Source organism: Rhodococcus sp. SJ-3, from assembly GCF_051918125.1.
GTDB lineage: Bacteria > Actinomycetota > Actinomycetes > Mycobacteriales > Mycobacteriaceae > Rhodococcus.
Window position 1 is genome coordinate 512,652 of sequence record NZ_CM123306.1, and the last position, 14,051, is coordinate 526,702.

A 14,051-nucleotide genomic window follows, 5' to 3' on the forward strand; every position below is an offset into this window, starting at 1 on the left:
GTATGCTTAACTACGCTCTGCGACGGATACCCTCCGCACTCGTCGTCCTCGCCGTCGGATCAGTTCTCATCTTCGCGCTGCTCCGATTGGTTCCCGGTGATCCCGCCATGGTTCTCGCCGGACCGGACGCTCCTCCGGAAGCAATCGACGCACTGCGCGCCGAACTCGGGCTCACCGGATCCCCCATTGCACAGTACTTCTCGTGGCTGTCCGGGATCGTCACGTTGGATCCGGGAAGGTCACTGGTCCTCGGCGGTGAGATCGGTTCGCTCCTGCTCGATGCACTGGGCAACACCCTCGTTCTCGCGCTGTCGGCCCTGGTCCTCGCTGTTGCCGTAGCGCTCATACTGAGCACCGTGTCGGTGATCGTGGACCGCAAATGGCTTGGCAGCATCGTGACCACTTTCGGCACCGTGGCCGTGGCCATTCCGAACTTCGTCACCGGCGCTGCGCTGGTGGTCCTCTTCGGTGTCGTGTGGGCTGTCCTACCCGCAGGCGGCATACCCCGCAGGGGATTCCTCGACGACATCGGGATATCGGCGCAGTATCTGATACTGCCCGCGGTGTGCCTGGCGTTGCCGATCGCGGCCTCACTCACACGATTTCTCACCGAATCGCTGCGCACCCAGCTCGAGGAGCCCTACGTCACGACCGCGCGAGCACTGGGGATCTCCCGCCGCCGGATCGTGCTCACCCAGGCCCTCCCGAATGCACTTCCTGCATCGATCACCGTCCTCGGTATCCAGATCGGCCACCTGCTCGGAGGCGCCGTGCTGGTGGAAGCGATCTTCGCGTGGCCCGGGCTCGGCCACCTCATCGAGCGCGCCATCTCGAGCCGGGACTATCCGGTGGTGCAGGTGATGCTGTTGTTCTCAGTGGCACTGTTCGTGATCATCCAGTTGGTCACCGACCTGGTCAATGCGTCGCTCGACCCTCGAATCCGGCTGGGAGACAAAATATGAGCACGACGACTCTCACCGCTGACGCGACCTCCCCGGTGGGCACGAACCGCGACAGCGTCTGGAGCGCACTTCGTCGCGGCCGCGGTCTGGTCGGTCTGATCCTGGTCGGAATCGTGGTCCTGGCCGGGGTGTTCGCGCCGTGGCTCGCCCCGTTCGCCCCCGACCAGCAGATCCCGGGCTCTACCCTCCAGCCGCCGGGCGGCGAACACCTCCTCGGTACGGATTCCGTCGGCCGCGACGTCCTGTCCCGCACCCTGTACGGCATCCGCATCGACCTGCTCGTCGTGTTCCTCGCCGTTCCGGTGGGCGCGGCACTCGGCTCGCTGCTCGGCCTGGCTGCAACGCGGTTCGCCTGGCTCGACACTCTGGTTCAGCGGTCGTTCGACCTGATCCTCGCCTTCCCGACCATCGTGCTGGCCATCGCGCTGACGATGGTGATCGGCCCGGGTGTGTGGACGATCGCCACGGTGATCGTGCTCGCCGAGATCCCCGTGTTCGGCCGCCTGATGCGAACGTCGGTGCTCACGGTACGTCAGGCACCCTTCGTCGAGGCAGCACGATCCGTCGGCGCCGAGGAGGGATGGATCATGCGCAGGCACATCCTCCCGAATTGCCTCGAACCACTCACGGTGCAGCTAGCGCTCGCGATGTCTGTCGGAGTGTTCATCGAGGGTGCGATGAGCTTCCTCGGCCTCGGAATCACACCGCCCACGCCGTCCCTGGGATCACTGATCAAGGAAGGCACCCAGAACGCCTATCACTCACCGTTGTTCGTCGTAGGTCCGCTGGTCGTGGTGGTCGTTCTCGTCCTCGGCCTGCTCCTGATCTCGCAAGCACTGGCCGCCCGTTCGCGTCGCCGCTGACACCGGCCGCACTCACCAGCAAGGACCTTCCTGTGACCACACCACTGCTCACCGTCTCCGGTCTCACCATCGACTTCGGAACCGGGCATCCCGCCGTCGACAACGTCTCGCTCCAGGTCGAGCGTGGCGAGGTCGTCGCGCTGGTCGGCGAATCCGGATCAGGCAAGTCCATGACCGCGCGGGCGATCCTCGGCCTCCTCCCCGCGACCGCGTCCGTAGCGGGCTCGATCCTGCTGGACGGAAACGAGGTGATCGGTGCCGACGAGGGCGACCTCGAGCGACGCCGCGGCTCCGACGTCGCACTGATCTTCCAGGAACCGCAGAGCGCATTGAACCCGGTGCGCCGCATCGGCTGGCAGTTGCGCGAAGCCATCTGTGCACACCGGAAGGTCTCGAAGGCCGAAGCGAGAAAGCTCGCGATCTCGCTTCTCGACCAAGTTGAGATCCCCGAACCCGCGAAGCGGGTGGACCACTTTCCCCATCAACTCTCCGGCGGGCAGAAGCAGCGTGTCGCGATTGCGCTAGCACTCGCCAACGATCCAGATCTGCTTGTCGCCGACGAACCCACGACCGCGCTCGATGTCACCGTGCAGGCCGAGATCCTCGCCCTTCTCGTCCGCATTCGTCAGCGCACCGGCATGGGAATTCTGCTCATCACCCACAACATGGGCGTCGTCGCGCAGCAGGCCGACCGCGTGGTCGTACTGAGGCGCGGAGAGGTCGTCGAAACCGACACCACCCATTCGCTCTTCGATGCACCCGAGCACCCGTACACCCGGGCGCTGCTCGCCGCTGTACCTCGATTGCCCGAGCACGCGAGTGCACCAGCCCCGGCGAAACCTGCATCCGAGGTCGTTCTCGAACTCGACTCCGTGGGCGTCACCTATCCCGGGCGTCGCGGCACCGAGGCGTTCCGCGCGGTCGACGCGGTCGACCTGACCGTCCACACCGGCGAAGTGGTCGGCCTCGTCGGCGAATCCGGTTCCGGCAAATCCACTCTCGGTCGCGTCGCAATCGGTTTGGTGCAGGCAACGTCGGGGCGGGTGTCGGTCGAGGGCCACGACCTTGCCACGATCTCCGCTGCGCAGCTCCGCACACTGCGTCGCGATGTGGCGTTCGTGCAGCAGGATCCCGCAACCTCACTCGACCCGCGGCTCTCCGTCGGAGCCAGTGTCCGGGAGCCGTTGGACGTGCATTCCGTCGGCACACCGGCGGAGCGACGGAAGCGGGTTCTCGATCTGTTCGACGCGGTGCGCCTGCCTGCGGCCCTCACCGTCCGTTTCCCACACCAGCTCTCCGGCGGACAGCGGCAGCGTGTCGCACTGGCCCGAGCGCTGGCTCTGGCGCCGCGCTTGCTCATCGCGGACGAACCCACCAGCGCTCTCGATGTCTCGGTGCAAGCCGAGGTGCTCGACCTGTTCGCCGAGATCCAGATCGAACTCGGGTTCGCGTGCTTGTTCATCAGTCACGACTTGGCTGTGGTGCACCAGGTCGCCGACCGCGTCGTGGTACTGCAGTCGGGGTCGGTCGTCGAGACCGGTCCGGTCGATGCTGTCTTCACTTCACCGCGCGAGCCGTACACCCGGGCGCTCATCGACGCGGTACCGGTTCCGGATCCGGCCCGCCGACACGGCGACACCGTGCTTGCGATCTGACACCTTCTCAGCACCGCAACGACATGTAGAAGTCAGAAACGACGGTAGGTGCCGCGTATTTCGATACACCAACCGACATCCGCGACACCTACGTCAGACTCCCACTTCCAGCGCCGCACGGTCGCCTTCGAGGATCGCGGCGTGGGCTCGGCGCGGGGTCACGGCATCACCCACTCGCGACACGCGGATCCCGCTCTCCGACAGAGCTGTCCACAGTTCGTCGACGGGTTCTTGGTGAGTCGCGACGACCACGCCGTCGACCGTGAGCACACGGGTTCGTCCGGTGGGGTGATGTGCCAGCGACACGTCGAGTCCTTCGTCGCGGGCCGCCACCCCCGTCACAGTCACGTCGGTGATCCTGTCGATGCACTTCTCGTGTGCACGACGCAGCCAGCCGTCCATGTCGAGAGTGAGGCCGAGGTCCTGGCCGACGATCATTCCCGGGGTACACACCGTCACGTCGCAGCCGCGGTCGGCGAGTAGTTCGGCGACCGACGTCGCCTCGTGGAATCCGAGATCGTCGACGACGAGTATCCGGCCGGACGGCGTTGCGCGACCTTCCAGCACGTCGCGCACGTCGATAACCTGCTGAATCGCAGCCGCCCATGCGGGACGGAGTGGACGTGCGCCCGTCGCCACGATCACCGCGTCGGGCCGCAGTTCGCTGACGACATCGACATCGACGTCGACGTCTGTACGGATCTCGACGCCTGCTCGCAGGCATTCCGCTTCTAGGCTCGTCACCATCGAGAGAAGTTCACCACGGTGGGGTGCGGTTGCTGCGTCGCAAATCTGGCCTCCTACCCGCGCTTCCCGCTCACACAGGGTGACGATGTGACCTCGACGGGCAGCGGTCGCGGCGGCCTGGAGACCGGCCGGTCCCCCACCCACCACGAGCACGCGGCGGCCGGGCACGCGAGGCTCGGGTAGCGGCACCGACTCCCGGCCCGCACGCGGGTTCACGGTGCAGCCGATCCACCGGCCGAGACCGACGCGGCCGATGCATTCCTGGTTGCAGCCGATGCACGGGCGCACCTCGTCGTCGCGACCGGAGAGCGTCTTTCCGGCGAAGTCCGGATCGGCGATCTGTGCTCGCACCGCGCCGACGAGGTCACACACACCGCCGGACAGGGCTGCCCGAACCTGGTCCGGTCTCGTGAACCGCCCGACACCGACGACCGGCAGGGACACCGCGGCGCGGATTGCACTGGGCACGAACAGGGAATAGCCGTGCGGGGTCGCCATCGGTGCCTCGATGAGGTGCAACGTTTCGGTCGCGACACCCACTGAGGTGTTGAGGTAGTCGACGTGACCGGTGGTCTCGAGCATCCGGGCAACCTGCACCGCGTCGTCGACGTCGATACCGCCGCCGGTGCCGTCGTATCCGCTCAGCCGCACCCCGACCACATGGTCCGGCCCGATCTCGGCTCGAACTCGAGCTACTACCTCGAGCAGCAACCGCGCTCGTCCACTCAGGTCGCCACCGTATCGGTCGGTGCGCGGATTGGCACCGGACGCCAGGAAAGCACGCAGGATCGAGGCCTGCGAACATTGGATCTCGACACCGTCGAATCCGCCGTCGATGCATCGACGCGCGACGTCGGAGTATCCGTCGACGAGTTCACCGATCTCGGGTTCACCGATTGCCATCGGCACTTCCCGGAACAACGGGTCGGGGTCCGTTCCCGGCGACCACAGCGGACGTCCGGTGTACATCGAGCTACCTTGCGCTCCGTTGTGGTTGAGTTGCGCGAGGATTCGGGTCCCGTGTCGATGCACCGCGGCGGCAAGCCGCCGGTAGCCGGGTAGCACCGCTGGATCCCATCCGCGGATCAGCTTCTCGTAGGGCCGGTCCGAGGGATGCACGGTGTGTTCCTCGGTGATGATCATGGCTGCACCGCCGCGCGCACGCGCCTCGTAGTAGGCGATGTGCTGATCGGTGATCATGCCGTCGACCGCGAAGTTGGTGAGGTGGGCGGGGAAGATCATGCGGTTGCGCAGCGTGAACGGCCCGATCCGCAGGGTGTCCTGCGGATCGGCTCCGTCCGCGTCGCGCGACATCGGTTCAGACCTTGGAGTTGCCCTGGTCGAGCGCCATCTGACTTCCGGTGATGGTCTTCGCACGGTCGCTCGCGAGGAAGAGCACCGAGTCGGAGATGTCGTCGGGATCGGCGATGGGCTTCTCGGTGAGGATCGGGACGAAATTCGGCCCCCATGCAGGGTGCTTGTCGAACAACTGCAGGACGGCAACATCGGTGCCCATGGGGGTGTTCACACCGTACGGGTGGATGGAGTTGACGCGGATGTTGAACTCTCCGAGTTCCTTCGCGGCGGCCTGGGTGATGCCCACGAGGCCGAACTTGGCTGCTGCATAGTTGATCTGGCCCGGCATTGCCTTGAGGCCCGCGACCGAGCTGACCACGATGATCGATCCGCCGTTGCCCGCCTCGATCATCGCGGGTGCCGCAGCCTTGAGGGTTTTGAACACGCCTGTGAGGTTGATGTCGATGAGCTCTTCGAACTGGTCGTCGGGCATTTCCCAGAATCGGTTCCATGTGCAGATACCCGCATTGGCCACCACGACGTCGAGCCGGCCGAATTGCGCCACGCCCTCGTCGACCACGGATTTCAAGGCGGCGCTGTCGCGGACGTCCCCGATTCGGGCAACGATCTTGCCGCCCACCTCCTCGACCAACCGGACGGTCTCGTGGAAGTCGTCCTCGGTTGCCTGCTCGTAGGTGGCGTACTCCGTGACCGGTTTCGCGACGTCGATCCCGATGATCGATGCGCCTTCGCGCGCGAACCGCAGGGCATGGTTGCGGCCCTGCCCCCGCGCGATACCGGTGATGAAGACGACTTTGCCGTCGAATTCGCCCATTGCAGCCGTTCCCTTCGATCGTCGAGTAGAACTTGTTTCAGTTTGCTCAGATTACAGCGTGCGTCCCAGTTCGTACCCTTCCTCGACCGCTGAACGGACAGTTCTCGGTGCGACGCAGTCGCCGATACGCATCGTCTTCGGCCGCCTGGGCGAACCCGGACGCAGCGGGGCGCAGTCGACGAGGGTCGCCTCCGCCACCACCACCGAGTCGTCCGCATGGCGGCACCGGAGGTGAACACCGTCGCTATCGACCGCACTCACCGTGACGTCGAGGTGCCGGGTGATACCGGCCTGCGCGAAGCGTGTACCGGCCGCAACGAGATCGCCCGTGGGCGCCAACCTGGACCCGGCAATCGGATCGACGGTCGCGTAATGTACCTCGGCCCCGAGTTCCGCGACACGTTCGGCAACCGCGACGGCGGCCGGGCCGCCTGCAGGGTCCCACACGACCACCCGGCCCGAGGTTCGGCAGGGCTTCGCCAGCGCCTCGGCTGCCGTGAGGTACCGGCTTTCATCTGCAACGGGAAAAGCCGGGCGGCGGGGTTCACCGCCGGTGGCCAGCACCACCGCGACGCCCTGTGCGACTGCCGACCCGATGTCGGCGTCGACGGCTTCGGTTCCGCTCCGAATCTCGACTCCGATTGCACGACAACGACTCTCGATCCAGCTGGTGAGTGCGGAAAAATCAGCACGCCCCTGCCCGGCCGAGATCAGCGCCGTCAGGCCTCCGACACGTTCGTCCCGCTCGGTCAATACGACACGGTGCCCGCGTTCGGCGAGCACACGCGCAGCTTCGAGACCGGCCGGTCCGCCGCCGACGACCATCACGTCGCGGGTGTCGTCTGCGTGCCGAACCGGCGGCCGGGTCTCTCGCCCTGCCTCCGCGTTTCCGATGCATCCGACGATCGGGTTGCGGAAATCCCGGACGAGACACGCTTGGTTGCATCGCACGCACGGTCTCGGCCGTCGACCGTCTCGGATCGAGCGCACGAGATCGGGATCGGCGATCTGCGCACGCGTCATCTCGACCATGTCGCAGATCCCGTCGAGCGCGAGTGCCGCACGCTCGGGGTCGACGACACTACCCTGCAGGACCACCGGGCAGGCGCCGTCGACAGCGTTGCGAATCCCGCGACACAGGTCGCCGTTGAATCCTTCCGGAGTGTGCGCGTCGGGGCGGTAGGCCTCGGGTGTGTAGAGACCACCGCGCACGACGGTGAGCAGGTCGAGATGCGGGGCGAGGCCGCGTGCCCACTCGGCCGCAACATCCGGGGTGATACCCGCCCAGGGAGCGTTCTCGTCGCACGACAGGCGTAAGGCCACTATTCGCGTCGCACCCAGCTCGGCGCGAACGGCGGCCAGCACCTCGCGCAGCAAGCGCAGCCTGTCGGCGCCGTATTCGTCCGCGCGATGGTTGGTGAGCCGGGACAGGAACTGGCGCAACAGCGCGGTGGGTCCGGCATCGAGTTCGACTCCGTCTGCATCCGACGCGACTGCAATCGCGGCTGCACGCCGGAATCCCTCGATGACGGCATCGATGTCGGCGGCGGTCATCTCGGCGGGCAGTTCGCGGGTCGCCGGGTCGGGTACACGCGACGGAGCCCACAGGGCCGACTGCGACCAGGCGCTGGACCCCTGCAGGCCGCTGTGTCCGAGGCCGACGAGGACGAGAGAACCAAGGGGACGGCATGCGTCGACGATTCGTGCCCACCCGGTCCCGCTGTCTTCCGCGAGGGGCGCGCGCTCGTAGGGATGATCGAGACGGTGGACCGATGCGACCTCGGTGACAACGATGCCGGCGCCGCCGCGCGCACGCCGCTCGTAGTAGGCGACGTGCTCAGCTGAGAACGACCTTCCCTCTGCGAGATTCGTCTCATGGGGACCGAAGATCACCCTCGCCGGAGCAGTACGTCCGGCGAGGGTGATCGGATCGGTGAGCCTGATCGGGCAGGCACGCCCTGAGCTCATCTGTGTCGGAACGAGATTCGTCTCAGATGCCGAGGTCGCGGCGGAACCCGGCCGGTACGAACACGTCGTCCGGGGTCAGCTCGTGGATCGAGTTCTTACCGAGACCCATGAGAGCGGAGCCGATCCCACCACTGAGGATGTCGAGGACGTTCTCGACACCGGCCTGACCGTTCGCGGCGAGACCCCATAGGTAAGCGCGTCCGATGAGAACGCCCTTGGCCCCGAGCGCCAGTGCCTTGACGACGTCGCTGCCGCGGCGGATACCGCCGTCGAGCAGCACCTCGACGTCCTTGCCGACCGCCTCGGCGATAGCAGGCAGCGCGCGAATCGGCGCGGGAGTGCCGTCGAGGTTGTTACCGCCGTGGTTCGACACCGAGATCGCGGTGACTCCGGCATCGACTGCCCGCTTGGCGTCGTCGACGCGCATGACGCCCTTGAGCACGAACGGTCCGTCGCCCCACTGCTCACGCAACCACGCAACGTCTTCCCACGTGGGCAGCGGGGTGGTCATCCATTCGCCGTACGCACCGAAGAACGTGGGCGCTTCTCCGCCCGGGAGCGTGAGGTTCGGTGTGGTCAGATCGGGGACTCCGCCCGTCTTGGCCCACTCGAGCAACCACTTGGGACGTGTGATGCCCTCGGGACCGAACTTGATCATCGCGTCGAGATTCATCTTCTCGGGGATGGCCGGGCTGCCCCAGTCGCGGCCGTTGGAGAACGACCAGTCGAGGGTCATGATCAGGCCCTTCGCCCCGGCTGCACGGGCACGTTCCATGCGCTGGACGAGCACCTCGCGGCTGCCCACCCAGTACATCTGGAAGAACGTCTTGTCGTTGACCGCGGCGACATCTTCGATGGATTTGCTCGCGAACGAGCTCAGTCCCATCGCTACACCTCGGGCAGCCGCGGCGCGAGCCACCGCGACCTCACCGTCGGGATGCACGGCCTGCACGCCGGTCGGGGAGATCATCACCGGCAGTGACACGTCCTGCCCCAGGATGCGGGTGCCCATCTCACGTTTGTCGGACAGCCCGGCAACGTGCGGAGCGAAACCGAGTTCGCGGAACGCGGCCGTGTTGTCGTCCACCGTGAGACCGGCTTCCGACCCGGCAACCAGTGCGCCGTAGACGGACTTGGGCAGTCGTTTGCGGGCGCGCTCCTGCGCGATCGCGACCGTTTCGAACCAGGGGTCCTGGGCCCACGGGTTCTTCAGCCAGGAGGGCTTGGCCATCTGAAGTGGTCTCCTCGGGATCTACAGACCTGCGAGCGGATTCTCGTCGCAGAACTTGGCGGGGGGTTTGGTGAGCAGGGTCAGGGGCACCGGCGCCGCAGGGGTGCGACGCTCGGCGCGCTTGCCGGTACGCGAGTGGTCGACGCTGGACTGCGGCACGGTGCGTTCGCCTTCGAGTGCCGATTGTCCGTATCCCTGAACACATTCGGGATCCGGTCCGTCCATCGGAAGACCTGTGAAGAACTTCGCGGCCATGCATCCGCCGCGGCAGGAGTCGTAGAAGTTGCACGACGCACACGCACCGGCGGACTGCGGTTCGCGCAGCGAACGGAACAGTTCCGAGGTCTTCCAGACCTGTGAGAATCCGCCGTCGGTGAGGATGTTGCCTGCAAGGAAGTTGTCGTGAATCGCGAACGGGCAGGCGTACACGTCTCCGATCGGGTCGATCAAGCACACGACACGGCCGGCGCCGCACAGGTTCAGGCCGGGCAGCCCACCCCCGCCGTCGGAGCCTCCGAAGGCGGACAGGTGGAAGAACGAATCGCCGGTGAGCACCCCTTCGCCGTGCGCGACGAGCCAGTCGTAGAGCTGTCGCTGCTGCTCGTGGGTGGGGTGCAGGTCGTCCCACACGTCCACGGCACGACCGGAGGGGCGCAGCCGCGTGATGCGGAGTGTCGCGCCGTACTGATCGGCGAGAGCCTTGAACTCGTCGAGCTGATCGACATTCTGGCGGGTGACGACAACGGAGATCTTCGCGTCGCGGAAGCCGGCCTCGGACAGATTCTCGAGCGCACGCACGGCCATCGCGAAGGAGCCCGGACCGCGCACCGCGTCGTTGACCTCGGCGGTCGCGCCGTCGAGGGAGATCTGCACGTCGACGTAGTCGGAGGCGGCGAGGCGCGCGGCGACCTTCTTGTCGATGCGCACGCCATTGGTGGAGAACTTCACGCCCACCTGATGCTCCGTGGCGTAGTCGACGAGCTCCCAGAAGTCGGAGCGCACTGTGGGTTCACCGCCGCCGATGTTGACGTAGAACACCTGCATGCGCTGGAGCTCGTCGATGATCGACTTGCACTGCTGCGTGCTGAGTTCGCGGGGGTCGCGCTTACCGGAAGACGACAGGCAGTGCACGCACGACAGGTTGCAGGCGTAGGTCAGCTCCCAGGTCAGGCAGATCGGGGCGTCGAGACCTTTTTCGAACTGGTCGACGAGGCGACCCACCTTCGGTGGTGCAGAGGTTACGGGCGGTTCGAGCAGAGACGTCATGGCGAATCCTTGCTGGGTCGGAACGTCAGGCGGGAACGATCATGTTCGAAGCGGCCAGCGTGCCGAGGGCACGCACGTAGGGTCGCTCGGCGCTCTCGTCGATCCCGTGGGCGCGCAACGCCTCTTGCACCGATGCATGACCATCGAGCGACTTGACGACCTCGACGATGACGGTGTTCTTCAGGAACGACAGCTTGCGGGTGCCGAAGTGGTAGAGCAACGCCCCGAAAGGTTCGGGGCGAAGCGCTACCTGCGGATGGAGCCGCCAGGTGGCACCCGGGTCGAACGTTTCGGTGTCCATAGCTTCGGGGGACACGTCGGTGGCTCCGGGCGCGGTCATGTCAGTACACGCCGCACATACCGTCGATGGACACCTCTTCGACGAGAGACTCCTCGATCAGATCGGACTCGATCACGGCGTTGTCACGATCGGACATGCTTCCTCCTCGGTTCTTTCGCACTTCGGTTTCTTCACACTCCAGAACTGGAGCCCGGTGTCACACCACACTTGCACTGTGACCCGGTTAACCACTCTAATGGCATCGAGTGCAGAATGTCACGTGAGGGAGGGCACAACGATGCGAAGCCGACGAAAACCGTCCGCTCGGGTAGGACGACGCCCGTCCACCACGAAGGAGAGCCTGTCCGCGATCGGCATCGAGTTGTTCCAGAAGGCGGGCTTCGACGAGACCAGCGTCGACGACATCGCTGAGGAAGCAGGCATTGCGCGGCGTACCTTCTTCCGGTACTTCCCTTCCAAGAACGCTCTGGCCTGGGGCGATTTCGATGCGCATCTCGATCACATGCGGGACCTCCTCGCAGCGATCCCCGACGATGTCCCCCTGGCCGAAGCACTCACCACCGCGATACTCGACTTCAACACCTTCCCGGATTCGGAGACCGATCGCCATCGCGCACGAATGAGCCTGATCCTGCGCACGCCGGCACTCCAGGGGTACTCGGCGGTGATGTACGAAGGGTGGCGGCGCGTGGTAGCCGAGTTCACCGCACGTCGCACCGGCGCATCTCCGGACGATCACATGCCGCGCACGCACGGGTACCTGCTTCTGGGTGTGGCTCTCGCCGCGTACGAAGAGTGGCTGGACAACCCCACGGCGAATCTCCGAGAGCTGATCGCCACCGGAATGCAGCCCCTCACAGCAGGACTCGACTACAGTGATCTCACCGTCGCTCCACACTCCACCGAGGTTGGCCTGCCATGACCGTGCTCGATTCCCTCGCCCCGTGCCCTCCCGGACGCTGGTCGCATGACCACGTGACGGTCGAGCACGTTCCGAGCGGCGTTCTCACCCTGCGTCGTGGCGACGACCGGTTGCACGTGACGCACTCACTCACCGCCGACCAGCTCAGCGAACGGCTCGTCGCCGAAGTCACCGCCTCGGTGCAGGACGCCGCCTTCGGACAGGAGGAGTTCGAACTGACCATGGTGGGGCTCGTCCGCTCCACGGTCCCCGGCGCACTCGACGCGTGGGTCACCTACTACCGCAATTCACTGAGCGAACTCCTCGACGGCACGGCAGAATTCGCCCCGATCCACGACAAGGCCGAAAAGCTCGTCCGGGGCCATATCCTCGACCTCGGGTCGTGCTTCGGTTTCCTCCCGCTCCGCCTTGCTCGCGCAGGTAGCCGCGTGACGGCCACCGACATCCTGCCCGGCACCATGCGCCTCCTCGACGCCGTCGCGCCCGAGCTCGGCATCGAACTCGACACGATCGTGTGCGACGCCGCGCACGTGCCCGTCCCCGACAACAGCTACGACACCGTCACCGCCATCCACCTGCTCGAACACGTCGACGGCGAGATAGGCGACGCCGTGCTGCGCGAGGCACTGCGGGTCGCACGTGAACGCGTCGTGGTTGCCGTGCCGTTCGAGGACGAGGCAACCGCGTGCCATGGGCACGTCCGGACGTTCGATCTCACCGCGCTCGAGGCGCTGGGTCTCGGCACGGGACGGCCCTACGAAGCGTTCGAGCACCATGGCGGCTGGCTCGTCATCGATGTGCACTGACGCACATGAACGTCCAGTCCGCCGTCACCGGCACGGACCTGCGGCGACAGCACGTGATCGGCGTCGTAGTCGCCGGAGCGTAGCGGCCGGAATTCGATCGCAGGTTCGGTGCCGAGGCGGTTTAGCCGAGCATGCAACCGGCGCTCCTCCACGTCGAAACCCTGCGCGTCGATGAAGTTCGCACTCGCGATCAGATGCGGTCGCAGCACCCGCATTCCGGTGTAGAAGCCGGTGCCGTGGAGCAGCGGCCACAGCACGTGATCGATGGAACCGCTGATTCCTCTCGGACCCAGCGCAGACTCCCGGTCACCCGCGGTCACCACGACGAGGAGCGTCTTGCCCGCGAGGCCGCCGTCCCCGTACTTGACGACATGTCCGTGCTCGTCGTGCACTCCGAATGCGAACCCATTGGTGAACACGCGGTCGAACCAGCCTTTGAGTATCGCGGGCATGCCGTACCACCACAGCGGGAACTGCACGACGATGTACCGTGCCGCCCGCACCGCATCCTGTTCGCGACGAATGTCGGCAGCGAGCCCTCCGGTTACGGTGGCATGCTTCTGCTGCGCCGACAAGGTGTCGTCCACCGGATCGACGAAATCTGCGCCGGAGAGCACCGGATTCCAGTTCTGCGCATAGAGATCCGAAATCGACACATCATGGCCGACGCAACGCAGTCGATCCGTACCGGACCGGAACAGCGCGTGATTCAACGAGGTTGGATCGGGATGCGCGTGCACCCACAGCACGCTTTCGTTCGACGTCATACTCCCATACTGTGAGCCTGCAGCCCTGATGTGAAGTACGCACATTTGTGTCCGATAGTGACAGAAACGTAAGTATTGGAGGTCCGATGCACAGGAAAGCGGTGGCAACGGCGCTGCGAGTGTGTCCGGTCGAAGTGGCGGTCGCGGTCCTCGGCGGGTCGTGGAAGCTGACGATCGTCAAGTACCTGCTCGACGGACCGCGTCGATTCGGGGAACTCGGACGACTCGTCGGACCTGTCAGTCCACGGGTCCTCACCCGGCAGCTCCGCGACCTCGAAACCGACGGCATCGTCACCCGTACCGTCTTCGCCGAGGTGCCGCCGCGGGTCGAATACACATTGACCGATCTCGGGCGGACACTCGACATCGCAGTCGCCTGGCTCGACGAGTGGGGCAAGAACTTCGAGGAGCAGTTGCCCTCGCCCTGACGAG

Annotated in this window: 14 protein-coding genes; 6 read left to right on the forward strand and 8 right to left on the reverse strand. The window is 65.9% G+C overall.

Annotated features, from left to right (window positions below):
* Nucleotides 1-2 precede the first annotated feature (2 nt).
* The 3 genes from ACTDXD_RS02135 to ACTDXD_RS02145 are packed head-to-tail and all read left to right on the forward strand — an operon-like array spanning nt 3 to nt 3,480.
* Nucleotides 3-962, forward strand: a complete 960-nt coding sequence (locus ACTDXD_RS02135; RefSeq protein WP_440125577.1) for an ABC transporter permease — start codon at nt 3-5, stop codon at nt 960-962.
* Nucleotides 959-1,825 (forward strand): ABC transporter permease, encoded by an 867-nt coding sequence (locus tag ACTDXD_RS02140; protein WP_440125578.1) that lies wholly within the window; start codon nt 959-961, stop codon nt 1,823-1,825. Before ACTDXD_RS02135 ends, ACTDXD_RS02140 begins: the two co-directional genes overlap by 4 nt.
* 32 nt (nt 1,826-1,857) lie before the next feature.
* Entirely contained in the window at nt 1,858-3,480 is a 1,623-nt protein-coding gene (locus ACTDXD_RS02145; protein WP_440125579.1) for a dipeptide ABC transporter ATP-binding protein, read from the forward strand.
* A gap of 93 nt (nt 3,481-3,573) precedes the next feature.
* On the opposite strand, the gene ACTDXD_RS02150 is transcribed toward ACTDXD_RS02145, so the two are convergent.
* The 7 genes from ACTDXD_RS02150 to mftA are packed head-to-tail and all read right to left on the reverse strand — an operon-like array spanning nt 3,574 to nt 11,260.
* Complete coding sequence (locus ACTDXD_RS02150; protein ID WP_440125580.1) at nt 3,574-5,541, reverse strand: mycofactocin system FadH/OYE family oxidoreductase 2; 1,968 nt, start codon at nt 5,539-5,541, stop codon at nt 3,574-3,576.
* 4 nt (nt 5,542-5,545) lie between these two features.
* A complete protein-coding gene (locus ACTDXD_RS02155; RefSeq protein WP_440125581.1) occupies nt 5,546-6,358 on the reverse strand; it encodes a mycofactocin-coupled SDR family oxidoreductase in 813 nt (270 codons plus the stop codon).
* Nucleotides 6,359-6,409: 51 nt separating this feature from the next.
* Nucleotides 6,410-8,326, reverse strand: coding sequence for a mycofactocin system FadH/OYE family oxidoreductase 1 (locus tag ACTDXD_RS02160; RefSeq protein WP_440125582.1), 1,917 nt, complete (start codon nt 8,324-8,326; stop codon nt 6,410-6,412).
* A 22-nt stretch (nt 8,327-8,348) separates the two neighbouring features.
* A complete protein-coding gene (gene mftD / locus ACTDXD_RS02165) occupies nt 8,349-9,557 on the reverse strand; it encodes a pre-mycofactocin synthase MftD (RefSeq protein WP_440125583.1) in 1,209 nt (402 codons plus the stop codon).
* 21 nt (nt 9,558-9,578) lie between these two features.
* Nucleotides 9,579-10,823, reverse strand: a complete 1,245-nt coding sequence (mftC, locus tag ACTDXD_RS02170; RefSeq protein WP_440125584.1) for a mycofactocin radical SAM maturase — start codon at nt 10,821-10,823, stop codon at nt 9,579-9,581.
* Between the two features lie 25 nt (nt 10,824-10,848).
* Nucleotides 10,849-11,163, reverse strand: coding sequence for a mycofactocin biosynthesis chaperone MftB (mftB, locus tag ACTDXD_RS02175; protein ID WP_440125585.1), 315 nt, complete (start codon nt 11,161-11,163; stop codon nt 10,849-10,851).
* A 1-nt stretch (nt 11,164) separates the two neighbouring features.
* On the reverse strand, nt 11,165-11,260 hold the full coding sequence (mftA, locus tag ACTDXD_RS02180; protein WP_006553546.1) for a mycofactocin precursor MftA: 96 nt from the start codon (nt 11,258-11,260) through the stop codon (nt 11,165-11,167).
* A 141-nt stretch (nt 11,261-11,401) separates the two neighbouring features.
* Here mftA and mftR point away from each other — a divergent pair, with 141 nt between their 5' ends.
* Both mftR and mftM read left to right on the forward strand, forming a co-directional pair.
* A complete protein-coding gene (gene mftR, locus ACTDXD_RS02185) occupies nt 11,402-12,046 on the forward strand; it encodes a mycofactocin system transcriptional regulator (protein WP_440125586.1) in 645 nt (214 codons plus the stop codon).
* Entirely contained in the window at nt 12,043-12,852 is an 810-nt protein-coding gene (gene mftM / locus ACTDXD_RS02190) for a mycofactocin oligosaccharide methyltransferase MftM (protein ID WP_440125587.1), read from the forward strand. Before mftR ends, mftM begins: the two co-directional genes overlap by 4 nt.
* Here the strand turns inward: mftM and ACTDXD_RS02195 are convergent.
* Nucleotides 12,801-13,619 carry an NAD(P)H-dependent oxidoreductase gene (locus ACTDXD_RS02195; protein ID WP_440125588.1) on the reverse strand — a complete coding sequence of 273 codons (819 nt, stop codon included), beginning with the start codon at nt 13,617-13,619 and terminating at the stop codon, nt 12,801-12,803. The two genes, mftM and ACTDXD_RS02195, sit on opposite strands and share 52 nt — an antisense overlap.
* 86 nt (nt 13,620-13,705) lie before the next feature.
* Here ACTDXD_RS02195 and ACTDXD_RS02200 point away from each other — a divergent pair, with 86 nt between their 5' ends.
* Entirely contained in the window at nt 13,706-14,047 is a 342-nt protein-coding gene (locus ACTDXD_RS02200) for a winged helix-turn-helix transcriptional regulator (RefSeq protein ID WP_440125589.1), read from the forward strand.
* Nucleotides 14,048-14,051 lie beyond the last annotated feature (4 nt).